Consider the following 22402-nt stretch of genomic DNA (forward strand, 5'->3'; position numbering starts at 1 on the left):
GCGCCAGGCAGGCAATCTTGACGACATCGGAACGGCGGATGAAGGTGTTGAGGATCAGGCCGACCTGCAGCACGTCCTCGAAATTGTAGATGTCTTCGAGCAATGGCGGGGCGAAGGGCCAGCCGTCATTGCCGCCGAGTATCTTCTTGTCCTGCTGCTTGGAATGGTACCAGACGTTCCATTCGTCGAACGAGATGTAGACCTGCCTGCTGGAACGCTTCTTGGCCTTGATATAGTCGATGACGCCGGCGACCGAGACGATGTAGCCGTCGAGCTTCTCGTTCATGGCGAGGTAGTTCGCCGCATCGTTGGCTTCGTTGTCGAAATACATGTGGAGCGAGATGTAGTCGACCTCGTTGTAGGTATGGTCGAGAACAACCGCTTCCCATTCAGGATAGGTCGCCATTTTGGCATTTGACGAGCCGCAGACGACGAGTTCGAGCGACTGCGAAAAGGCGCGCATGGCCTTGGCGGTTTCATGAGCCAGGCGGCCGTATTCGTCGGCGGACTTGTGGCCGATCTGCCAGGGGCCGTCCATTTCATTGCCGAGGCACCAGAGCTTGACGCCGAACGGCTCCTTGCGGCCGTTGGCGATGCGCTTGTTGCTCCATTCGCTGCCGCCGGGATGGTTGGCGTATTCAAGAAGGTTGCGGGCCTCGTCGAGGCCGCGCGAGCCGAGATTGACGGCGAGCATCATCTCGGTGTTGGCGGAGGTGCACCAGTCGGCGAATTCATGCAGGCCGACTTCATTGCTCTCCGACGTGTGCCAGGCGAGGTCGAGGCGGACCGGGCGCCCCTCCCTGGGGCCAACGCCGTCCTCCCAATTGTAGGCGGACACGAAATTTCCGCCGGGATAGCGCACAACAGGAACATTGAGTTCCCTGACGAGATCGATGACGTCCTGCCGCATGCCGTTGGCATCTGCGGTCGGATGGCCAGGCTCATAGATACCGGTGTAAACCGCGCGGCCCAGATGCTCGATAAAGGATCCATAGAGCCTCGGATCGATTTCCGAGACGACATAACGAGGATGCGCCGTAACTTCTGCCTTCATCATTCCTGCCCTGAATATCAACAATGGTGATTTAAATCACCTTATCCGATATCAGAAGGGAACCAGCAGGCCCTCGTCAAGTCAAAATAGGCAAATGTCTGATAAATCAGATGATTATTTGGAGAGCCTGTGTGCCATTTGGCTGAAATTGCTGCACAATTTTTCAAACCCGATTTTACGATATCAACTGGTTTTGATCCTGAGCAGGATGTCCTGATCGTAATTTCCGAAACCCTTGCCGAAAATGTTGATTCCGCCGGGGCGCAGGGCGTCGTCCTTGACGCCGATACGGACGCGGATCGAATGATGGCCCATGAGGTCGAGGGCAGCGAGGCTGGCTTCGGAAATCCTGACGCCGTCGACATATGTGCCGTCGGTGGAAATTCGCCAGTTCTTCAGCTTGCCATATTGTGAGCCCTTGAGTTTCCACCACGAAGGCGTGAAGACGCCGCGCTTGTCGCCGAAGTCGCCGGGCGAGGTCCAGGTGCCGACATCGACGCCATTGATCGTCAGCGTGATGTCGGAGGGCCAGTCGGCGCTGGTGCCCGGCACTTCCGAGGACAGTTCTATCGCCACCTCAAGCTCGGTGATTTCCGCATTGGCGAGCTTGGCATTGTTGGGAAACTGGTATTCGACAAAGCCGCGCGTGAACCACAAGAGCCCGGCTTTCATGCGGTCCGGATCGAGAAATGTGTTCGGCACGTCGAGCAGGCCGATGATGCCGTCCGGCGAACAGAGGCCGCAGGGCGCGGTGACCTCGAAACCGGTGTAAAGCCCGATCGGCATCGACACTTCGATCGCGTCGTTCCTGACAGCGCGATACTCGCTCTTGAAAACCACGAGCACTTCCTCGGCGGTCGGATAACAGATCTTCTGACTGCCTTTCTTCGCCTTCTGGTTCTCGGTGCGGATCAGTCCTGCATCCTCGAGAACCTGAATATTGGTCGAGACCGTCGATTGCGGCAGCGACAGCACGGCGGCGATTTCGTTGACATTCATCGGCCCCTTCTCATGCAGCAGCTTAAGCATGGAGATGCGCGCCGAAGAGGCCAGCCCCTTGAGAACGGCAATGCCTTCCTCCGGGTCGATCACCAGAAAATTGGGACTCATGCGATTTGCCAGTCTGCGCGAAATCTATATCCGGAATCACATTGTATATCTGGATATTTGATTTAAACAATACGCCTGCCGAACCGCAGGCGCTGCAGCGATCAGCGGCAGGTGACAGGGTCTCGAGGCATCTGGCTGGCGGTTCAGCTATGCGACACGCTGGATGTCTGCCGCTCGAACTTCCATGCGCCTGAGGTTAACCATCCAGAACGGCTGGTCTGAATTCACCTGCTGAGCCTTACCACCGCCGGCGACATGGCGAAAGGCTGCGGAACGGCCGGCGCTTCGGTGCGAACCGGTTTCTTGCCCGACCAGCCGATGCCGGACAGCCATTCGAGATAGAAGGCGAGCGCGAACTGCATGGCGATGCCGGCCGAGATCAGCAGGGCGTCATAAGCAAAGCCGCCCGGATTGATCAGCTTCATCACCTGCGCCGCCATGGCGATCACCGTGCCGGCAAGGAACACCGGCAACGAGCGCTTGCCGAGCAGAGCGAGCGGATGATCGCGGCTGAGGCGGAACAGGTTCGAGAAAGCCGGCAGGGCGACGATCAGATAGCTGACCGCCAGGATATGCAGCAGCCGTGGCAGCGACAGGAATGTCTTGTCGAAGCCGCCGATCACCACAGGCAGGTCGAACCAGCTTATCTGGCCCCAGAGCGGACTGTGTACCCAGACCAGCGCTGCCGCCACATAGGTCGCGGCGGCACCCACCAGCCAGCGATTGACGGGAATTGTGCCGCCGCGCCGGACATGCAGCATGCCGGCCAGGCCAATGTTGAACAGGAACTGCCAGGACAGCGGGTTGAGGAACCAGAAGCCGGGCTCGGGATAGTTCGGCGGCGCGATCTGCCAGATGCCGGCAACGAGCCACAGCACACCAGAGAACACAAGCGCCGGCAGCGGCCGGTAACTGACGAAGAGCAGGAAGAGCGGCGCCATCAGCAACAGCGCCGCATAGACCGGCAGGATGTTGTTGTAGCCGAGCTGGTGGCCAAGCGTGACGATGCCGACCATCACCTCCGGCGTGTTTTTCATCAGCGGCTCGATGTTGATCAGTTTCAGCAGTTCGGGTCGATGGGCGAACACCGCCGCCATGCAGAACAGGGCCATCACCACCATGGTGGTGACGATGTGGGCGGTGTAGAGGACGCCGGCGCGGCGCCACATCTTCAACGTCGCCAGCAGCCGGCCGCCCGACTGGAATTTGTTGCCATAGGCGAGCGCGACCGACATGCCGGAGATGAGCACGAAGGCTTCCGCCGCGTCCGAGAATCCGAAATTCTTGTAGGTCAGCGTTTCGAAGACGGTGCCCGGCACATGGTCGATATAAATGGTCAGGAGAGCGAGCGCGCGGAACACGTCAATGCGCGTGTCGCGCTCATGCGGAACTGGCAGGGTCATCGACAAAAGGCCTCAAAGCGAGAGCAAGGGTGCTCGTGTTGTTCATGCCGGGATGCGACCATCGGCGCACACCGCTTCGATTCCTCCCGCAGGAAGCATATCGGCGCAGAAACGGTCTGAAATGAGCCTGGTTCAATCACATTTCGCGGAGCATGAAAATATTCCGTTTTGAAGCCGGCAAATGAACAATACATCCACAAAATCAAAGAGATATGAGCGTGTCCGAATATAGCGATAAGAACGGCTTTCTGCATCAGGATTTGGCCTTTCCCTACCGCCTGCTCAAGCCGGAAAATGCCGGCGGCGAGTGCCTGTTTTTGCTGCACGGATCGGGTGTCGGCGAAACAACGATGCTGCCGATTGCAAGGCAGATCGTACCCGACGCCACGCTCGTCGCGGTGCGAGGCCGCATCCCCCAGGAGGATGGCTTCCGCTGGTTCGAGCGTATTACCCCGACCCGCTTCGAGCAGGCGAGCATCCGCGCCGAGACCTCAGCCTTTGCCGCTTTTGCCAGCGAGGCGGCAAGGCGGCACCGGCTCGATCTCGCCCGGGCGATCTTCCTCGGCTATTCCAACGGCGCCAATCTGGTGTCCAGCCTGATGCTGCTCAACCCCGGCCTCGTGCGCAAAGCGGCGCTGCTGAGAGCGATGCCGGTGCTTGACGATATGCCGTCAACCGACCTCAGCGGAACGCGTGTGCTGATCGTCGCCGGCGCCGCCGACGAGACCTACGGACCGTTTGCGCCGGCGCTGGTGACGCTGCTTCACGGACGCGGCGCCGAGGTCGACGCCCGCATCGTGGCGTCCGGCCATGAAATCGGCGACCCCGATGCGGCAATCGTCCGGCAGTGGCTGGCGGGACCAGTCGTGGTGGCGGACGCAGGCTGAGCGGCCGGATTCAACGCGATTTCAGGCCGGGACCCGGGCAAGCTCTTCCATTGTCCACAAGGCGGACATATCTCTGTCACACATTGTGTATCGAGATACTGTTCACTTGAGGGGGGTCCGCATGGCCGACAAGAACAGCATCACTCTGCTCGACGACACCTCGAGATTGCCGGCGATCGTGGCCAATCCGTCCGAAGTGGCGAAGATTGAAAGCGCGATCGACGTGCGCGACCGCGCCGGCATTTCGGTCTATGGCGACCGCGCCCAGCAAGCTGTCAGCGACTATGCCGACAAGATTCTGGGACAGTTGCGCAACCGCGATCTCGGCGACACCGGCGATCTCCTCACCGATATCATCATGAAGGCCAAGAACCTCGATCCGGCCGCGCTGAAGGATCAAGGGTTCCTCAGCAACCTGTTCTCCTCCTTCAAGGCGCGGCTCGAACGCTTCAAGGAAAAATACGAGGACGTGGCGGGGCAGATCGATCGCATCGGCCTCGAGCTCGACCGCCACAAGGATACGCTGAGGCGCGACATAGCGGTGCTCGACGATCTGCATGAGCAGACCAAGGATTCCATCGTCAAGCTCGACGCCTATGTGCAGGCCGGCAAGAAGTACGTCGAAAACTACCGCGCCAATGAACTGCCCAAGCTAAAGGCGGCCGCGGACGCTGCCGGCAGCGATGTCGGCGGCACGCTTGAGGCGCAGACCTACCAGGACACCGTCCAGGCTCTCGACCGGTTGGAAAAGCGCATCTTCTATCTCATCCAGGCGCGCCAGCTCGGCATCCAGCAATTGCCGCAGATCCGCATCGTTCAATCCGGCGACGAAACGCTGATCGAGAATCTGCAGGCCACTTCGGCGCTGACCGTGCCGGCCTGGAAGCAGAAGATGGTCATCCTGCTTGGCCTCACCAACCAGAAATCAGCGCTCGACCTACAAAAGACGGTGACCGATGCCACCAATGAGATGATCCGCCAGACGTCCAAGATGATGAAGGACCAGGCCATCTCCATCGAAGAACAGGCGCAACGCGGCATCGTCGATGTCGAGACCCTGGCGCAGGCCAATCGCGACCTCATCGACACGGTGCAAGGCGTCCTGAAGGTGCAGCAGGAAGGCCGCCAGAAGCGCGCCGATGCCGAAAAGCAGATGGACCAGATGACCGTCGATCTCAAGAAGGCGCTGACCCAGGACTGATCGGAACCGCCATGCCGAAGACGCTGACGTCCGTTCTGGTGCTGGCCCTGGCGCTGCTTCTTGCGGCGTGCAGCGGCAGCAATGTGAAATTCTCCATCGTCTCCGGCTCCGAGAACACGGTGCTGGAACCGATCGTGCAGGAGTTCTGCGCCAAGCAGGGCGCCACCTGCACTATCACCTATCAGGGCTCGCTCGACATCGGCCTTGGCCTGCAGAAATCAGGCGGCCTCGACCAGGATGCGGTATGGCCGGCCTCGAGTGTGTGGGTCGATCTGTTCGACAGCGGCCGCAAGGTGCGCAACCTAACCTCGATCGCGCAGATGCCGGTTATCCTCGGCGTGCGCAAATCCAAGGCGGCCGAACTCGACTGGGTCGGCAGGCAAGTGTTCATGAAGGACATCCTTGCGGCGGTGAAGGACGGCAAGCTGAAATTCCTGATGACCTCGGCGACGCAATCCAATTCCGGCGCCAGTGCCTATCTCGCCATGCTGTCCAGCGCGCTCGGCGGCAAGGAAGTGATCGAACCCGGAGACCTCGACAGCCCGGCCGTGCACGACACGGTCGGCGCGTTGCTGCAGGGCGTCGAGCGCTCGTCCGGCTCGTCCGGCTGGCTGGCCGACCTCTATGTCGAATCCGCGCGCCAGGGCACGCTCTATGATGCGATGTGGAACTATGAGGCGACGCTCAAGGAAACCAACGACACGCTGAAGCAACTGGGCGACGAGCCGCTCTATGCCATCTACCCGGCCGATGGTGTCGCTGTCGGCGATTCACCGCTCGGCTTCATCGACCATGGGCGCGGGCCGGAGGTCGAGAAATTCTTCACCGACCTTTTGGCGTTTCTGCAGTCGGATCCGATCCGCAAGCGCATCGCCGACACCGGGAGGCGGCTGCCACTCGGCGGGTCCGCGATCCAGGCGACGGTGGAGCCGGACTGGAATTTCGATCCGGGCAAGCTTGTGACGTCGATCCGCATGCCCGAGCCGGCGGTGATCCGCACGGCGCTCAATCTCTACCAGGAGGCGCTGCGCAAGCCGTCGCTGACGGCGCTCTGCTTCGACTTTTCCGGCTCCATGGAAGATGAGGGCGAAAAGCAGCTGCAGGCAGCGGCGCAGTTCCTGTTCACGCCGGAAAAGGCCAGCGAAGTGCTGGTGCAATGGACGCCGTCCGACCACATCTTCGTGCTGCCTTTCGACAGCACCGTGCGCGACACGTTCGAGGCCAAAGGCGACGCTGCCGGCCAGAGCGAGCTCCTGGCAGATGTCGCCCGGCAGCATGCCGGCGGCGGTACTGACATGTATGCCTGCGCCGAGCAGGCCTTGCAGAAAATCACCGCCACGCCCGATCTGTCGAAATACCTGCCGGCCATCGTCATCATGACCGATGGCCGCACCGACGGCGGTCCCGATTACTTCCTCAGCCAGTGGCGCAGCGCGCCGATTCGGGTGCCGGTGTTCGGCATCACTTTCGGCGATGCTGACAAGAGCCAGCTCGACAGCCTCGCCAAGGGGACCTCGGCGCGGGTCTTCGACGGCGGTCGCGATCTGGCCGGCGCCTTCCGCGCCGCCCGCGGATACAATTAGAACAATGCGCGGCCTGTTCGGCAATGACTGGAACTGGATCGTGGCGGGCGCGGTGTCGGCAGCGCTTTTGCTCGCCCTGAGTTTTCTCACCCATTTTCCATTCCTGGTCTCGGCCATCATCGCCGGCTTGGTCTTTGCCGGACTGGTCTTCGTTCTGGCGCCGCGCCAGCTGTTCGAAGGGCTCGACCTCAGATCGATCAGCGGCAGCCGCGTGGCGTTCGCGCGCGAGTTGCTGGCGCAGGCGCAACCGGCGGCTGATCAGCTTGCCATGGCCGCCTCGTCGATCTCGGACAAGGAGATGAAGGCCAAGGTGAAGGACCTGTCCGACATTGCGGCCGACGTGATCGCCAAGGTCGAGGCAAAACCGGAAACCGCGCCCTCCGTGCGGCGGTTTCTCACCTACTATGTGCCGCAGGCGGCGGAAGTGGCCGAGGGTTATGCGACGCTGGCGAACCGGCGCGCGCCGAGTCGGGCGCGGCTGGCGAATGTCGGCGCGGTCATCACCAAGCTTCAGGACGCTTTCGTGCATTATGCCGACAGCCTGGCCGATAGCGAACTCGGCACGCTCGACGTGGACTTGCGACTCATTCAGGAGTCGCTGAAAGAGGATATCGGTCGCTGATGGCCATTTCGCGCCGCGCTTTCGGACTGGGACTGCTGGGTGCCGCCGCCGCCGGCACCGGCGGCTATCTGACGCTGAAGGACCGCCCCGAGTTTCGCGGCTATCTCGGCAACCGGGCGCATCTGTTCGGCTTCATCGGCGGCGAGAAGCAGGCGTTTCTTGCCGACCCCGATGTCGTCAGCGCGCTTGGCGGTTACGGCCTCGAGCTTGACGCGCGTGTCGCCGGTTCCGTCGAAATGGTACGCGAGCCGGCCCTTCTCTCGCAAAAGCCGCAATTCCTGTGGCCGTCTTCCTCGATCATGGTCGACCTCGCCCGCAAGAGCGGCGTGTCGATCCGCAACGACCAGGTGGTGCTCAACTCGCCGATCGTCGTCTACACATGGGGGCCGGTGGTCGAAGGCCTGAAGAAAAGCGGCCTGGTCACGGTCGCCGCCAAGGGCGGCTACAACCAGCTCGATCTCAAGGCGCTGCTCGACGCCATACTGGCTGGAAAGGCTTGGGCGGATCTCGGCATCGATGAGCTCTACGGCCGTGCCCGCATCGTTTCCACCGACCCCAACCGCTCCAACTCCGGCTTCATGTTCGCCGGCCTGGTGCTCAGCCTGATGAGCGGCGACGTGGCGACACAAGAACTGCTGGTGCAACATGGCGAGCAGGCCAGGGCGATCTTCCGGAGCATGGGGCTGAAATCGTCCTCGTCGGGCAAACTGTTCGACCAGTACATTGCCGGCGGGCTCGGCGCCGAGCCGATGGCGGTCGGTTATGAGAACCAGCTGGTCGAATGGGCGCTGGCCGATCCGGCTCGCTGGCAAAGGGTGCAGGCTGGAACCGGCGCCAAGCCGGAAATCCTCTACCCCCGCCCGACCGTCTATTCGGCGCATCCCATGATCGTCATCGACCCGACCGTCGATCCGCTGCTCGACGCGCTGACCAGCCCGAAGCTGCAGGAACTTGCCTGGTCCAAGCACGGGTTCCGCGGGCCGCTGGGCACCGTCGCCGCTGGAGCCGATGCGGCGATCGCCGGCGTGCGGCCCACCGAAATCGAGGCGGTGCTGCCGATGCCTTCGGCCGACGTCATGTTGTCGCTGCTTGCCCAGATGGAAGGCTAGCGCCAGCGCCTACCCCTGCCCCATCCGGTTCCAGGCATCGAGCCCTGCGATCTTGTAGGCTTCGGCCAGCGTCGGATAGTTGAAGGTGTTGTTGACGAAGAAGTCGACCGTGCCGCCGAGATTGATGACCGCCTGGCCGATATGGATCAGTTCGGTAGCGCCCTCGCCGACGATGTGGGCGCCGAGCAAGCGGCGCGTTTCGACCGAGAACAGCAGCTTCAGGAAGCCGGTGTTGACGCCCATAATGTGGCCGCGCGAGGTCTCGCGAAAACGCGCCACGCCGACCTCATAGGCAGCGCCCCTTTCGCGCACCTGCTCCTCCGACTGGCCGACGGTGGAGATTTCCGGCACGGCGTAGATGCCATAGGGAAAGGTTTCGGGCGGCGGCGGCAGATGCACGCCGAAGGCGTGACAGGCGGCCACCCTGCCCTGCTCCATCGAAGTTGAGGCGAGGCTGGGAAAGCCGATGACGTCGCCCGTGGCATAAATGTTGGGTACGGCGGTCTGGAAGGTCTGCGGATCGACCTTGATGCGGCCTCTGGAATCGGCCTCGATGCCGACCGCGTCGAGGCCGAGGCTGCCGAGATTGCCACTGCGGCCGGCGGCATAAAGCACGACCTCGGAGCGGATGGTCCGGCCGTCGGCAAGCGTCACTTCGGCATAATCCGGCTTCGACACGATTTCCTTGACCGTGCTGCCGAGGCGAATGGTCATGCCACGGTCGCGCATCTGGTGGATGAAGTCGTCGACGATCTCGCGGTCGACGAAATCGAGGATGGTGTTGCGTGGTTCGACCAGCGTCACCGGCACGTCGAGGGCCGAGAAGATGGTCGCATATTCGACGCCGATGACGCCGGCGCCGATCACCGTCAACGTGCGCGGCAGACGGTCGAGTTCCAGCATCTCGTCACTGTCGAAAACGCGGACCTTGTCGAAGGGCACGTCGCGCGGCCGGTGCGGCCTGGTGCCGACGGCAATCAGCGCATTGGCAAAACCGACTTCCGAATAGTCGCCATTGTCCGCCGTCAGGCTGACCTTATTCGGGCCGAGGAATTTCGCCATGGCGCGCGCACTTTTCACTGCATTGCGCATGAACTGGTGCTGCAGCACCTCGACCTCGTGGTCGAGCGTCTTGTGCAGGCGGTCGACCAGGTCGCCTATGGAAATGTCCTGCTTGACCCGGTAGCCGCGGCCGTAAAAGCCGCGCTCGCGCCAGCCGGAGAGGTTGAGCACCGTCTCGCGCAGCGTCTTCGACGGGATGGTGCCGGTGTGCACCGAGACGCCGCCGAGGCGCCGGCCCCTGTCGACTACCAGCACCGATTTGCCGAGCTTGGCCGATTGCACCGCGGCGCGGCGGCCGGACGGGCCGCTGCCGATGACCAGCATGTCGTAATCCATATTTCCCCGTCCCCTCGGCGTCTTGTTGCGCCGCAGCAAGCTAAACTGGGAAGAGTGTCATGTTCAACTGCCCAGACCGCAAACTCGTGCGGTTCGGGCCAACTGTGGATGAATCTTCCGGCGTAATGGGAAAAGTGCTCAAGAGAGCTTAACCCGACGGCAACGCTTGCATGCAATGGTCACCCTCGAGGGAACCACCGGGGTGACTGATTTGACCATTTCCAAAGGCGAGACGCTGTCTGGCGCCGAGGCGGGTTTCTGGTCCAGCCTGCGCAGCCGCGGGACGCTCATCGATCTGCGCGAGGGACTGTTCCGCTTCATAGCACTGGCGGTCGCCGCGCTCTTTGTCTATCGGGGCATCCAGCACCTGCTCGTCGATCCAGCTCGTCTCAACCTGTTGCTGCTGATGATCTCCGACTCGTTGACTTTCATCTGGTTGCTGACGGCGCGGCGGCCCTTGGTGCGCGACTGGAACCCCTTAACCGTCTTTGTCGCTCTGGCAGCCGGTTTCGGCGCCGGATTCGTCTCGATGGATGCCGGTGTTCCCGTCATTCCGCTCTATATCGCGGCACCGATCCAGTTCATCGGGCTCTGCGTCGTCATCTGGGGCAAGATTTCGCTTGGCCGCTCCTTCGCCATCCTGCCCGCCAATCGCGGCGTCGTGACCAGCGGCGCCTACCGGGTCTTGCGGCATCCTATTTACGCCGGCTATTTGGTAGGACACATCCTGTTCCTGCTGTCGAGCTTCTCGATCTATAACTTCAGCGTCTATGCCATCGTCACCCTTTTCCAGATCCACCGCATCCTGCGGGAGGAAGCTATCCTGGCAAGGACGCAGGAATACCGCGAGTATATGGACAGGGTCCGCTATCGCCTTGTGCCCGGCATCTTCTAGCAACGGTCGGCCGAACGCCGGAGTGTCCGTTTCTTGAATTCGCCGCCGCCCTCACCATTTGAAAGGGCGACGGGCATTCCATTGGATGCCATGGCTAGGACACGACATGAACGCGCGCGTACTTGACGGAGAAATCATCACCAGCAGGCTCGACAACGTCAGGGCCTATGACGGTGTGCGCACGCGGCGCATCCTCGCCTTCATCATCGACTATTGCATCGTGGCGCTGCTCACCATTCCGTTCGCGATCCTGGTGGCCGTGCTTGGCCTTTTGACGTTCGGTCTTGGCTGGGCGCTGTATTCCATCCTCGTGCCGACGGTCGCCATTCTCTACATCTGGAACACGCTGGGCGGCCGCAACCAGGCCACATCTGGTATGAGGATGATGGGCATCCGGCTCGATCGCCTCGACGGCAGCCGTATCGACGGGCTCACCGCTGTTGTCCATTCGGTGCTGTTCTGGGCGAGCACCGTCATCCTGACGCCGCTCATTCTTCTGGTGACGCTGTTTTCTGACCGCAAGCGCACGCTGCACGACCTGCTGCTTGGCACGGTTGTCAGCCGCAGCGACCGTTGAACCGGCTTTCGGCTCCTCCCGACCACCATCGGCGCACAAATTGAAGGCGTCCTTTCACGCATGCCTTCACAATCCTGTTGAATTTTTCGCCGGCGAGGCCAAAGGTAGAGCGATTCGCAGGAGTGTTCCCAAGGTTCGATGACGCAGCATCCAACCCAGTCGCCGCAGTTCTTCCTGACCGCGCCATCGCCGTGCCCGTATCTTGAGGGCCAGTTCGAGCGCAAGGTGTTTACGCATCTGGTCGGCGACAAGGCGCCGGAGATGAACGACCTGTTGACGCAAGGCGGCTTCCGGCGCTCGCAGAACATCGCCTACCGGCCGGCCTGCGAGACCTGCCGCGCCTGCGTCTCTGTGCGCATCCTGGCGCAGGAATTCACCGCCAGCCGCAACATGAAGCGGGTGATCCAGCGCAATTCCGATCTCATCGGCGCCATGCACGACGCGCAGCCGTCGACCGAGCAGTATTCGCTGTTCCGCGGCTATCTCGACGCCCGCCACCGCCGCGGCGGCATGTCCGACATGACGGTGCTCGACTACGCCATGATGGTCGAGGACACCCATGTCGACACCAAAGTCATCGAGTACCGTAAGCGCGGCCCCGACAGTTTCATCACCGGCAAGGGCCAGGGTGAGCTGATCGCCGTGGCGCTGACCGACAAGATGGCCGACGGCCTGTCGATGGTCTATTCCTACTTCAATCCCGAGTTCGAGGACCGCTCGCTCGGCACCTTCATGATCCTCGACCATATCGCCCGCGCCAGGGCCATGGGCCTGCCCCACGTCTATCTCGGCTACTGGGTCAACGGCTCGCGCAAGATGAACTATAAGATGCGCTTCATGCCGCAGGAGCACCTCGGCCCGAAGGGCTGGGAACGCTACGACCACGAAGCGGTCACGCGCTGATTTTTCTTTTCCCCAAATCCGGGTCCAAGTCCGGGCCTAAATAGTTTTAACGCAGAAGATGCTGGTCTTTCCGCCTGACGGCGGAGGGTGTGCGATTGCGCAGGCCGGGCATCCTCTCCCGAATTCATTGCGAAAGCCGCTTCATGTCGTCTCACAACGCTCACACCAAAGGACTTCTGCTCACCGCGCTTGGCGGCCTGACGCTGACCGTCGACATTCCGCTGATCCGGCTCGCCCATGGCGAAGCCTGGACGATCCTGCTGCTGCGCACCGGCGCCACCTTCGTCACGGCAATGATCGTCTGGGCGGTCTGGCGGTCGTTCAGCAAGAATACGCCACGGCTCATACCGGGCTGGTCGGGGCTGATCGTTGCCGCCATTTACGGGCTCGGCGCAATCGCCTTCATCACCGGTGTCTACAACACCTCGACCGCCAATCTGGTTTTTATCCTGGCCTTCACCACCATGTTCTCAGCGCTGCTGTCGTGGCTGTTCCTGAAGGAGCGGCCACGGCCGCTGACACTTGCGGCCATGGCGGTGATGATCGTTGGCGTCGGCATCATCGTTGGCGATTCCGTCGGCACCGGACATCTGTTCGGCGACGTGATGGCACTGTGTTCAGCCTTGGCGATCGCCTGCGCCATCACCATCTCGCGCGCCAGCGGCAAGGATATGGGTTTCACCGCGCTGATCGGCGTCGTCCCTCCGTTTGCGTTGGCGGCCTTCATGGTCGCAAAGACAGGCTTTCACGTCGAGGCGCCGGGATGGATCCTCTTCAACGGCGCCATCATCATGCCGATCGCCTTCTTCTGCCTCGCAAACGGACCGAAATACATCTCAGGTCCGGAAGTGGCGATGTTCTATCTCCTGGAAACAGTGCTGGCGCCGGTCTGGGTGTGGATGATTTTTGACGAGACACCATCGCGCAACAGCCTGATCGGCGGTGCGATCCTGATCGTCACACTGGTCGCGCATTCGCTGTGCCAGTTGCATGAGGGGCGCAAGCGCCGGGCAGCGCTCGCCGTCGCTTACCCGGTATGACTTTTCTTCGCCGGGCCGGCGACGATTTCGATCTGCGGCGGCCCGCCTTCGAGTTCGGCCACGGCGGCGGGAACCGTATCCTCGGCCAGTTCCACCTCGCGCAACCATTCGCGCCAGATCGCGACCAGCAGCGCCATCAGAACGGGGCCGATGAACAGGCCGAGAAAGCCCATCGTCTTGACCCCGCCGATCAGGCCGAAAAAGGTCGGCAGGAAGGGCAGTTTGATCGGTCCGCCGACCAGTTTCGGACGCAGGGTCTTGTCGACGATGAACAGTTCCACCGCGCCCCAGATGAACAGCGCCAGTCCGGCCATTGGTGAGCCGCTGGCGGCAAGATAGATCGACACCAGGGTAAAGGACAGCGGCGCGCCGCCGGGGATAAGCGCCATGACGCCGGTGAGCGCGCCCAGCGTCACCGGCGACGGCACGCCGGCCAGCCAGTAGGCGACGCCCAGCACCAGCCCCTCGCCGATGGCGATCACAGTCATGCCGGTGACGGTGGACGAGATGGTCGCCGGCACGACGCGCGAAATCCGCTCCCAGCGTGCCGGCAGGATGCGTTCACCGAGCCGGTCGATCTGGCCGGCGAACTGCTCGCCGTCGCGATAGGCGAAGAACAGCGCGATCATCATGAACAGCAGTGTCAGCAAGAGGCCGAAGGCGCTGCCGCCGGCAGCCAGCACGCCGCGATAGATGCTCCCTATATTAGCGCCGCTGACCAGCTGGATCAGTTCGCCAATGCCGCCGGGATGGCCGAAATTGTCCGTCCATTGTTCGTTCAGCCACTCGCCGACGACGGGCAGCGTGGCGATCCAGTGCGGTGTGACAGCGCCATGCCGGTTGGTCTCGATCGCCCAACCAACCCATTCGCGGACCTCGTTGATGGCATAGGTGCCGGCAAGCGCGATCGGCACCACCAGGAAGGTGAGGATGAACAGGATGGCAAAAGTCGCGGCGATGGTGCGGTTGCCGCCGACGCCGGCAAGCAGCCTGCGATAGAGCGGCCAGCTGGCGAAGGCGATGACCAGCGCCGCGAGCACTGGAAACAGGAAGCCGTGGAAGAAATAGACGCCGGCGGCGACGATCAGCACCAACAGCCAGCGCGCCGCCGACAGCGGCGGAATGACGGCGGCTCTCAGCGGCGTCGACAGGCCGAACAGGCGTTGCTGACGTTCCGGCTTCTGGATCTTCGCTTCCTTCAAACGCCCATCACTCCCAGCCTACCAAGCGCTTATGCACTGTTATAGTGCCGCAATCGTGACGATAGTCCAAATGCGTGGTGGTGAAGCTGCCAATCTCCGCCCTCGTGGGGGAGATGTCCGGCAGGACAGAGGGGGGCGCGAAGGATCGCCGGCGTGGCGCTCGCCCGGAAGACCCAAGAATGCGAGGGGGGAGATTACCTACCCAAACTTCCCCGTCCGCGGGAATCCCTTCGGCACCATCCGCCCGGCCGAGGCCCTGGCGCCGATCCATTCGGCCAGTTCCTCGCGCGACCTGATAAACGTACGGTCGGCCGAATCCTGCCAGGACAGGCCGCTCTCCAGCGTAAAAGGCTTGAGGTCGAGCAGACCGCCATCCTTGTATTTCTGCAGGCGAACGCCCTTGCCGCGGCCCATTTCGGGGATTTCGGACAGCGCGAACACCAGCATCTTGCGGTTCTCGCCAACGATGGCGAGGTGATCGCCGGAAACCGGGACGCAGGCCTTGGCCTCGTCGGGCGCCTTGACGTTCATCACCTGCTTGCCCTTGCGGGTGTTGGCGACGACCTCTTCCTCCGGCACGATGAAGCCGTTGGCGTCGTAGGAAACAAGCAGCAGCTTGCGCTTCGGGTCATGAACGAAAGCGGTGACGATGTCCTGATCATTGTCCATATCGACGATGATGCGGATCGGTTCGCCATGGCCACGCCCGCCCGGCAGCCGGTCGGCGCCGATGGTGTAGAACTTGCCGCCGGTGGTGAAGACCAGGATCTTGTCGGTGGTCTGGGCGTGGAAGGCGAGCTTGAGGCTGTCGCCCTCCTTGAAGGTCAGCGTGGAATGGTCGGCCAGATGGCCTTTCATGGCCCGCAGCCAGCCCTTCTCCGAGACCACCACGGTGACCGGCTCGCGCTCGATCATGGCGTGCGCAATGTCGGTCAGGTCATGCTCCGGCGCGTCGGCGAACTGGGTTCGGCGCTTGCCGAGCTCGGTCTCGGGGCCGAACTTGTCGCGAACCTGCGTGACTTCCCATTTGATGGTCGACCATTGCTTGGCGTCGGATGCGAGCAATGCCTCGATCTGCTTCTTTTCGGTGGTGAGGCCGTCGAATTCCTTGCGGATTTCGAACTCTTCCAGCTTGCGCAAGGCACGCAGCCGCATGTTGAGGATCGCTTCGGCCTGGGTGTCGGTGAGCGACCAGCGGGCCATCATCACCTGCTTGGGCTCATCCTCCTCGCGGATGATCCTGATGACCTCGTCGATGTTGAGATAGGCGATCAGGTAACCGGCAAGGATTTCCAGCCGCTTCTCTATCTCGCCAAGCCGATGCTTCGAGCGGCGGATCAGCACATCGCGCCGATGGTCGAGCCACTCTTTCAGCACGCCCTTCAACGAAAGGACGTTGGGCACCTTGCCACGCGACAGCACGTTCATGTTGAGGGGGAATCGGCTTTCGAGCTCGGTCAGCTTGAACAGCGATTCCATCAGAATGCCGGGATCCACGGTGCGGCTCTTCGGCACGAGCACAATGCGGACGTCCTCGGCGCTTTCGTCCCTGATATCCTCGAGCAGCGGCAATTTGCGGGCGATCAGCAGCTCGGCGATCTTTTCGATCAGCCTGGCCTTCTGGATGCCGTAAGGAATTTCGGTGACGACGATGCTCCAGGTGCCCCTGCCCTGATCCTCCTGGCCCCATTTGGCGCGCACGCGAAACCCGCCGCGGCCGGTCTCATAGGCCTCCAGGATGGAAGCGCGGCTGTCGACGATGATGCCGCCGGTTGGGAAATCCGGTCCCTGGACGAACTCCATCAACTTTGCCACCGGTGCGTCCGGTTGCTCGATCAGATGCAGGGCCGCATCGCAAAGCTCGGCGGCGTTGTGCGGCGGGATGGACGTCGCCATGCCGACCGCAATGCCGGAAGAGCCGTTGGCGAGCAGATTCGGGAAGGCGCCGGGGAGCACCACGGGCTCCTCGTCTTCCTCATTGTAGGTCGGCCGGTAATCGACGGCATCCTCGGTGATGCCGGCAAGCAGATCGCTCGCCACCTCGGTCATGCGCGCCTCGGTATAGCGCATGGCCGCGGCGTTATCGCCGTCGATATTGCCGAAATTGCCCTGCCCGTCGACCAGCGGATAGCGCATGGAGAAATCCTGCGCCAGGCGCACCAGCGCGTCGTAGATCGACTGATCGCCGTGCGGATGGAACTTGCCCATCACGTCGCCGACAATGCGGGCGCATTTGGCAAAGCCCTGGTCGGGGTTGAGCCTGAGCAGCCGCATGGCATGCATGATGCGGCGATGCACGGGCTTCAGCCCGTCGCGCACATCCGGCAGAGCCCGGTGCATGATGGTCGACAGCGCATAGGCAAGATAGCGCTCTTCCAGCGCCTTCTTCAGATCGACCGGTTCGATGTGGTCACCGCCGCCATCTTCAGGCGGCAAAAGCCTTTTTCCCATGCGGGTGGACTAGCCGAGCGGGTGATTCGCGGCAAGGCGGGGCTGCGGAAATCCGCAATTTGTGGCCTTGGGCTGCGAAGCAGGCCCAGGATCCGACGATGGATGTGACGGACTTCATGTTCCAACGTCCCGCTCCTGTGCAACAGCACCGGCAGCAGTGCTGTTGCCAACCAACATCAATCTGTTACACGCCCACTCTAAGGCAGGAGACGGTACGCAGGGGAGCCCGACCTTCATGACATATTCACCGCATCGAGCGAAGGCGCCCGCTCCGATTTGCCTTTCGCCGTGATTTTCGACAAATCTGCGGGAAAGTGCCTTTTTCCCGTCCAGTTCGTCACGGAATGGTGATGGCGTAGAACTCAAGAAAATACTTTTCAGGACTCTCTCAGGGAACTCGCGATGACAATCCAACGCTCAACACTCAAGACACTCGCTTTTTCGACCTTTTTGCTGACGCTGCCGCTGAATGCCGCCTTTGCGCAGGACACTGCGGTTGCCGACCGGCTGAAGGCCGCACTTGCAGTCCAGGGCGTCGATATCACCTGGACCGGCGTTGCCGGCGACAATTCCAGCATGGTGCTGCAGGGCGTGTCGGTGAAGCCGGCGGCCGAAAAGGAAGCGCTGCCGATCGGCGACATCAAGCTTGAAGGCGTGACCGAAGCCAATGGCGGCTTTGATGTCGCGACCATCACGACTTCGGCCTTCGAGCACAGCAAGGACGGTGTCACGCTCAACCTCACCCCCTTCGTCATTCATGACGCCAACATCCCGGCCGAAGGCGCTACGGGTCCGCTCGGCTCGATGATGATGTACAAGTCGGCCGAACTCGAAAACCTGACGGTCAAGGTTGCCGACAAGACCGCCTTCTCGGTGGATGGCGTTGCTGTCCAGATCACACCTCCGGCCGACGGCAAGGCGATGGAATTTTCCGCCACCACGGAAAAGTTCAACGCCGATTTGACCTTGGTTGACGATGCGAAGTCCAAGGAAGCCATCAACGCCTTGGGCTACCAGAACATATCGGGCAACATCGAAATCGGCGGCACCTGGCAGCCGAGCGACGGCAAGATGGACCTGTCGAAATACGACATCTCGGTCGAGAATGCCGGCACGCTCGGCATGACGTTCGGCCTCGGCGGCTACACGGTCGACTTCGTCAAGTCGATGCAGGAGATGCAGAAGAAGCTGGCGGCGCAGCCCGAAGGCGCCGACAATTCGGCGCAAGGCATGGCCATGCTCGGCCTGTTGCAGCAGCTTTCCTTCAACAGCGCCTCGGTCCGCTTCGACGACGATTCGCTGACCGGCAAGGTGCTTGAGTATGTCGGCAAGCAGCAGGGCATGTCGGGCAAGGACATCGCCAACCAGGCCAAGGCGATCGTGCCGTTCGGCATGGCGCAGCTCAACAATCCGGAACTGACGGCCGAAGTGACGGCAGCGGTGAGCACGTACCTCGACGATCCGAAGAGCCTCGAGATTTCCGCCGAGCCGCCGGCAGCGGTGCCGTTCGCGCTGATCATGGCGGGTGCGATGTCCAACCCGCTCGACCTGCCGAAGACGCTCGGCGTCCACGTCAAGGCCAACGAAGACTGATCGAGCGAAAGCTCGAAAAGCAAAAGCCCGGCAGCGAAAATGCCGGGCTTTTTTGTTGGGTTATTGAATCGGAAGAATCGGTTCGGGCGGTTTGTTAAAAGGCCGCTGGAGCTTCGCGATCAAGCGTCCTTCTTCACCGCCGCGACGCGCAGCGACAGCTCGCGCAACTGCTGCGGACTGGCTTCCGAAGGCGCACTCATCAACAGGTCGTAGGCCTGCTGGTTCATCGGGAACATGGTGATTTCGCGCAGGTTCTTGGCGCCCACCAGAAGCATGACGACGCGGTCGACGCCAGCCGCCATGCCGCCATGCGGCGGGGCGCCATACTGGAAGGCGCGGTAGAGGCCGCCGAAGCGCTCCTCGACCGTGGCGCGATCAAGCCCGACCGTCTCGAACGCCTTGACCATGGTTTCCGGCAGATGGTTGCGGATACCGCCGGAGGCGATCTCGAAGCCGTTGCAGACCATGTCGTACTGGAAGGCCTTGATGCCGAGCAGGTCGTCGCCACCCAGCGCCTCGATACCGCCCTGCGGCATCGAGAACGGGTTGTGGGCAAAATCGATCTTCTTCTCCTCCTCATTCCACTCGAAGAACGGGAAGTCGACGATCCAGCACAACTCAAAGCGCTCGCGGTCGACAAGGTTCAGTTCCTCGCCGGCGCGGGTGCGCGCGGCACCGGCGAAGGCGACGAATTTCTTCGGATCGCCGGCGACGAAGAAGGCGGCGTCGCCATCGGCAAGGCCGAGCTGCTGGCGGATCGCCTCGGTGCGCTCCTCGCCAATGTTCTTGGCCAGCGGACCGGCGCCTTCAAGCTTGTCGCCTTCCTTGCGCCAGAAGATGTAGCCCAGGCCCGGCTGGCCCTCGCCTTGCGCCCACGAGTTCATCCGGTCGCAAAAGGCGCGGCTGCCGCCGGTCTTTGCCGGAATGCCCCACACTTCGGCCTTCGGATCGTTGGCCAGGATGTTGGCGAACACCTTGAAGCCGGAATCGCGGAAATGATCGGAGACGGCCTGCATCTCGATCGGGTTGCGCAGGTCCGGCTTGTCGGAACCGTATTTGCGCATCGCCACGTCATAGGGAATGCGCTGGAATTTCTGCGTGACCGGCTTGCCGTTGGCAAAAGTCTCGAACACGCCGCGCATCACCGGTTCCATGGTCGACAGCACGTCGTCCTGCTCGACGAAGCTCATTTCGAGGTCGAGCTGGTAGAATTCGCCGGGCAGACGGTCGGCGCGCGGATCCTCGTCGCGGAAGCAGGGCGCGATCTGGAAATAGCGGTCGAAGCCGGAGACCATGATCAGCTGCTTGTACTGCTGCGGCGCCTGCGGCAGCGCGTAGAAGGTGCCGGGATGGATGCGCGACGGCACCAGGAAGTCGCGCGCGCCTTCCGGCGACGAGGCCGTCAGGATCGGCGTCGAGAATTCGGTGAAGCCGACATCGGTCATGCGCTTGCGCATCTCGGCGATGATCTTGGTGCGCGCCACGATGTTTCGGTGCAGCGTCTCACGGCGCAGGTCGAGGAAGCGGTACTTCAGGCGGATGTCCTCGGGATAGTCAGGCTCGCCGAACACCGGCAGCGGCAATTCCTTGGCCGCCGACAGCACCTCGATCTCGCGGGCGAAAATCTCGATCTCGCCGGTCGGCAAATTGGCGTTGGTGGTTTCCGGAAGGCGCGCCTTGACCTCGCCGTCAACGCGGATGACCCATTCGCCACGCAGCGTCTCGGCGACCTTGAAGGCCGGCGAATCCGGATCGGCGACGATCTGGGTCAGGCCGTAATGGTCGCGCAAATCGATGAACAGCAGGCCGCCATGGTCGCGCACGCGATGCACCCAGCCCGACAGGCGAACGGAAGAGCCGACGTCGCTCTTTCTCAACTGGGCACAGGTGTGGCTGCGGTAACGATGCATTGTCATGGGTTAAAGTCCGGGGTGCTGGGTTGTGAGCCGAGCATCAAAGCCCGGTCCAAAATTTGCGCGAAAAGCGCATGGGAGGCCGGATTTGTCAAGGCGAGCCGGGTCTGGTTCATCTCTGTATGCGATCGTCAGGGTTGAAGTCTTCCGCCAGGCTTGCCGCATTGCCGCCAGAAGTGTTTATCGCGACAGTGCAGTCATCAAGTGATCTGGAGATACTTCATGCCAAAAGCCAAAGTCTCGCCGGGTGTCGGACCACATAATGGCCGTGAGTTGGAACTGATGCTTCAGAGCGACAAACCGATGGCCTTGTTCGCGGCGGAACCGGGTGTGAACGCCGAAGATGTTGGTGACGCGGGATTCAAACCGTTTGTCGAAGAAGGCCGTATCCTGAAGTTCACCCAGATTGATCCTAGAACCTCAGTGGAGGAGCGCCGCTACTGCCTGCCGACAGAAGAATGGCGCTGCAAACTGAGCTCGTTGATCTCCAGAATGTGCCGCAGCGGAGAGGCCTTTGACGTCTTCACATCGAATGATCTGGCGAGGCTTGAAGGAGCCCTTCTCGGGTATTCAAAGGAAGATGTCGAAGTGTTCGTCGCACATGCCGCGTCTTGGACTGCCCGCGCGCCGCGCTCCCTTTAAGCCAAATGGATTTCGGCGCCCTGGCGTTCGAAATCGGCGAGGATCGCGGCCGGCGCTGTCTTTTCGACCACAAGGTGGCGGATCTCCTCTGGCCGGGCGACCCGGTAGGGTGCGGCGGTGGCCAGCTTGTCATTGGTGACGGCGATGACGATGCCTGCACTGTTCTTGGCCATGGCCCGCTTCACCTCGGCCTCTGCCGAATCGAAGGCCGTCACGCCGCGCGAGGCATCGAGACCGCAGGAGCCGAGAACAAACAGGTCCGCGCCAAGCTGTGCGACGGCGGCAAGCGTGTCGGCGCCGACGCACGCGCCGAGGTGACGGTCGAACCGGCCCCCTAGCACAATAAGCTCGATCAAAGCGTGGTTTGACAGGACTGAGGCAACTTCGAGCGAATTGGTGGCGACAGTCAGATCGAGGTCGCGCGGGATGGCCCTGGCTATCGCGGCATTGGTCGAGCCACTGTCGATGAACAGGGTCTGTCCGCGCGAAAGCAATGCCACGGTCGCGCGGGCAAGCCGCGTCTTTTCTTCGACCGCATGGCCGGCGCGCAGGCCGACAGGCGTGGCGGCGAACGGTGCGGCCGCGACGGCGCCGCCATAGACGCGGCGGCATTGCCCGGCCTTGGCGAGTTCCCTGAGGTCGCGGCGAACCGTGTCTTCCGAAACGCCGAAGCGGCTTGCCAGTTCGCCGGCCAGCACCCTTCCCTCGACGGCCAGGCGATCGCGGATGATTTGATGCCGCTCATCGGTCCACATTGCATGATCCTGTTTTCTTCATGCACGTTCTTGCATGATTTGCATGTTTGTGCAAGATGTCGAG

Annotated in this window: 19 protein-coding genes; 11 read left to right on the forward strand and 8 right to left on the reverse strand. The window is 62.0% G+C overall.

Features of this window, described 5'->3' with window-relative positions; genetic code table 11:
* The 3 genes from arfA to ACWGTO_RS20930 form a co-directional block, all read right to left on the reverse strand.
* Positions 1-1054 (reverse strand): arabinosylfuranosidase ArfA (gene arfA, locus ACWGTO_RS20920; RefSeq protein WP_454576704.1); only part of this gene is annotated, 1054 nt, incomplete at its 3' end.
* A gap of 183 nt (positions 1055-1237) precedes the next feature.
* Positions 1238-2164 carry an ArsR/SmtB family transcription factor gene (locus ACWGTO_RS20925; protein ID WP_454576705.1) on the reverse strand — a complete coding sequence of 309 codons (927 nt, stop codon included), beginning with the start codon at positions 2162-2164 and terminating at the stop codon, positions 1238-1240.
* A gap of 224 nt (positions 2165-2388) precedes the next feature.
* On the reverse strand, positions 2389-3567 hold the full coding sequence (locus tag ACWGTO_RS20930) for an OpgC family protein (protein WP_454576706.1): 1179 nt from the start codon (positions 3565-3567) through the stop codon (positions 2389-2391).
* Positions 3568-3779: 212 nt separating this feature from the next.
* On the opposite strand from ACWGTO_RS20930, the gene ACWGTO_RS20935 reads away from it, so the two are divergent.
* From ACWGTO_RS20935 to ACWGTO_RS20955, 5 genes are all read left to right on the forward strand, one after another.
* Positions 3780-4454: an alpha/beta hydrolase gene (locus ACWGTO_RS20935; RefSeq protein ID WP_454576707.1), complete on the forward strand. Its 675-nt coding sequence runs from the start codon at positions 3780-3782 to the stop codon at positions 4452-4454.
* A 121-nt stretch (positions 4455-4575) separates the two neighbouring features.
* A complete protein-coding gene (locus ACWGTO_RS20940) occupies positions 4576-5655 on the forward strand; it encodes a toxic anion resistance protein (RefSeq protein ID WP_454576708.1) in 1080 nt (359 codons plus the stop codon).
* Positions 5656-5666: 11 nt separating this feature from the next.
* Positions 5667-7238, forward strand: coding sequence for a substrate-binding domain-containing protein (locus tag ACWGTO_RS20945; protein WP_454576709.1), 1572 nt, complete (start codon positions 5667-5669; stop codon positions 7236-7238).
* A gap of 4 nt (positions 7239-7242) precedes the next feature.
* On the forward strand, positions 7243-7860 hold the full coding sequence (locus tag ACWGTO_RS20950; RefSeq protein ID WP_454576710.1) for a 5-bromo-4-chloroindolyl phosphate hydrolysis family protein: 618 nt from the start codon (positions 7243-7245) through the stop codon (positions 7858-7860).
* Complete coding sequence (locus ACWGTO_RS20955) at positions 7860-8969, forward strand: hypothetical protein (RefSeq protein WP_454576711.1); 1110 nt, start codon at positions 7860-7862, stop codon at positions 8967-8969. The genes ACWGTO_RS20950 and ACWGTO_RS20955 overlap by 1 nt, the downstream gene beginning before the upstream one ends.
* Before the next feature lie 9 nt (positions 8970-8978).
* Here the strand turns inward: ACWGTO_RS20955 and sthA are convergent, their stop codons facing one another.
* Complete coding sequence (sthA, locus tag ACWGTO_RS20960; protein WP_454576712.1) at positions 8979-10367, reverse strand: Si-specific NAD(P)(+) transhydrogenase; 1389 nt, start codon at positions 10365-10367, stop codon at positions 8979-8981.
* A 202-nt stretch (positions 10368-10569) separates the two neighbouring features.
* Between sthA and ACWGTO_RS20965 the strand changes: the two genes are divergently transcribed.
* From ACWGTO_RS20965 to ACWGTO_RS20980, 4 genes are all read left to right on the forward strand, one after another.
* Positions 10570-11262: a methyltransferase family protein gene (locus ACWGTO_RS20965; RefSeq protein WP_454576713.1), complete on the forward strand. Its 693-nt coding sequence runs from the start codon at positions 10570-10572 to the stop codon at positions 11260-11262.
* A gap of 106 nt (positions 11263-11368) precedes the next feature.
* Positions 11369-11839 carry an RDD family protein gene (locus ACWGTO_RS20970; RefSeq protein WP_454576714.1) on the forward strand — a complete coding sequence of 157 codons (471 nt, stop codon included), beginning with the start codon at positions 11369-11371 and terminating at the stop codon, positions 11837-11839.
* 138 nt (positions 11840-11977) lie between these two features.
* Positions 11978-12742, forward strand: a complete 765-nt coding sequence (locus ACWGTO_RS20975; RefSeq protein WP_454576715.1) for an arginyltransferase — start codon at positions 11978-11980, stop codon at positions 12740-12742.
* Between the two features lie 143 nt (positions 12743-12885).
* Positions 12886-13782, forward strand: coding sequence for a DMT family transporter (locus ACWGTO_RS20980; protein WP_454576716.1), 897 nt, complete (start codon positions 12886-12888; stop codon positions 13780-13782).
* On the opposite strand, the gene ACWGTO_RS20985 is transcribed toward ACWGTO_RS20980, so the two are convergent.
* Both ACWGTO_RS20985 and parC read right to left on the reverse strand, forming a co-directional pair.
* Positions 13770-14984: an AI-2E family transporter gene (locus tag ACWGTO_RS20985; protein ID WP_454576717.1), complete on the reverse strand. Its 1215-nt coding sequence runs from the start codon at positions 14982-14984 to the stop codon at positions 13770-13772. The genes ACWGTO_RS20980 and ACWGTO_RS20985 overlap by 13 nt on opposite strands.
* Before the next feature lie 198 nt (positions 14985-15182).
* Positions 15183-17435, reverse strand: coding sequence for a DNA topoisomerase IV subunit A (parC, locus tag ACWGTO_RS20990; RefSeq protein WP_454576718.1), 2253 nt, complete (start codon positions 17433-17435; stop codon positions 15183-15185).
* 402 nt (positions 17436-17837) lie between these two features.
* On the opposite strand from parC, the gene ACWGTO_RS20995 reads away from it, so the two are divergent.
* Positions 17838-19028, forward strand: a complete 1191-nt coding sequence (locus ACWGTO_RS20995; RefSeq protein ID WP_454576719.1) for a hypothetical protein — start codon at positions 17838-17840, stop codon at positions 19026-19028.
* A gap of 119 nt (positions 19029-19147) precedes the next feature.
* Here the strand turns inward: ACWGTO_RS20995 and aspS are convergent, their stop codons facing one another.
* Positions 19148-20938, reverse strand: coding sequence for an aspartate--tRNA ligase (gene aspS / locus ACWGTO_RS21000; protein WP_454576855.1), 1791 nt, complete (start codon positions 20936-20938; stop codon positions 19148-19150).
* 225 nt (positions 20939-21163) lie between these two features.
* Between aspS and ACWGTO_RS21005 the strand changes: the two genes are divergently transcribed.
* Positions 21164-21583: a hemin receptor gene (locus tag ACWGTO_RS21005; protein WP_454576720.1), complete on the forward strand. Its 420-nt coding sequence runs from the start codon at positions 21164-21166 to the stop codon at positions 21581-21583.
* Here ACWGTO_RS21005 and ACWGTO_RS21010 read toward each other — a convergent pair.
* Positions 21580-22338: a DeoR/GlpR family DNA-binding transcription regulator gene (locus ACWGTO_RS21010; protein WP_454576721.1), complete on the reverse strand. Its 759-nt coding sequence runs from the start codon at positions 22336-22338 to the stop codon at positions 21580-21582. The genes ACWGTO_RS21005 and ACWGTO_RS21010 overlap by 4 nt on opposite strands.
* Positions 22339-22402 lie beyond the last annotated feature (64 nt).

The organism is Mesorhizobium sp. PL10, assembly GCF_053714315.1.

What these genes read in the sequence shown, in the direction of transcription:
- ACWGTO_RS20925 (WP_454576705.1), bottom strand. Translation starts at nt 2,164, where the DNA reads ATGAGTCCCAATTTTCTGGTGATCGACCCGGAGGAAGGCATTGCCGTT.
- ACWGTO_RS20930 (WP_454576706.1), bottom strand. Translation starts at nt 3,567, where the DNA reads ATGACCCTGCCAGTTCCGCATGAGCGCGACACGCGCATTGACGTGTTC.
- ACWGTO_RS20935 (WP_454576707.1), top strand. Translation starts at nt 3,780, where the DNA reads ATGAGCGTGTCCGAATATAGCGATAAGAACGGCTTTCTGCATCAGGAT.
- ACWGTO_RS20940 (WP_454576708.1), top strand. Translation starts at nt 4,576, where the DNA reads ATGGCCGACAAGAACAGCATCACTCTGCTCGACGACACCTCGAGATTG.
- ACWGTO_RS20945 (WP_454576709.1), top strand. Translation starts at nt 5,667, where the DNA reads ATGCCGAAGACGCTGACGTCCGTTCTGGTGCTGGCCCTGGCGCTGCTT.
- ACWGTO_RS20950 (WP_454576710.1), top strand. Translation starts at nt 7,243, where the DNA reads ATGCGCGGCCTGTTCGGCAATGACTGGAACTGGATCGTGGCGGGCGCG.
- ACWGTO_RS20955 (WP_454576711.1), top strand. Translation starts at nt 7,860, where the DNA reads ATGGCCATTTCGCGCCGCGCTTTCGGACTGGGACTGCTGGGTGCCGCC.
- sthA (WP_454576712.1), bottom strand. Translation starts at nt 10,367, where the DNA reads ATGGATTACGACATGCTGGTCATCGGCAGCGGCCCGTCCGGCCGCCGC.
- ACWGTO_RS20970 (WP_454576714.1), top strand. Translation starts at nt 11,369, where the DNA reads ATGAACGCGCGCGTACTTGACGGAGAAATCATCACCAGCAGGCTCGAC.
- ACWGTO_RS20975 (WP_454576715.1), top strand. Translation starts at nt 11,978, where the DNA reads ATGACGCAGCATCCAACCCAGTCGCCGCAGTTCTTCCTGACCGCGCCA.
- ACWGTO_RS20980 (WP_454576716.1), top strand. Translation starts at nt 12,886, where the DNA reads ATGTCGTCTCACAACGCTCACACCAAAGGACTTCTGCTCACCGCGCTT.
- parC (WP_454576718.1), bottom strand. Translation starts at nt 17,435, where the DNA reads ATGGGAAAAAGGCTTTTGCCGCCTGAAGATGGCGGCGGTGACCACATC.
- ACWGTO_RS20995 (WP_454576719.1), top strand. Translation starts at nt 17,838, where the DNA reads ATGACAATCCAACGCTCAACACTCAAGACACTCGCTTTTTCGACCTTT.
- aspS (WP_454576855.1), bottom strand. Translation starts at nt 20,938, where the DNA reads ATGCATCGTTACCGCAGCCACACCTGTGCCCAGTTGAGAAAGAGCGAC.
- ACWGTO_RS21005 (WP_454576720.1), top strand. Translation starts at nt 21,164, where the DNA reads ATGCCAAAAGCCAAAGTCTCGCCGGGTGTCGGACCACATAATGGCCGT.
- ACWGTO_RS21010 (WP_454576721.1), bottom strand. Translation starts at nt 22,338, where the DNA reads ATGTGGACCGATGAGCGGCATCAAATCATCCGCGATCGCCTGGCCGTC.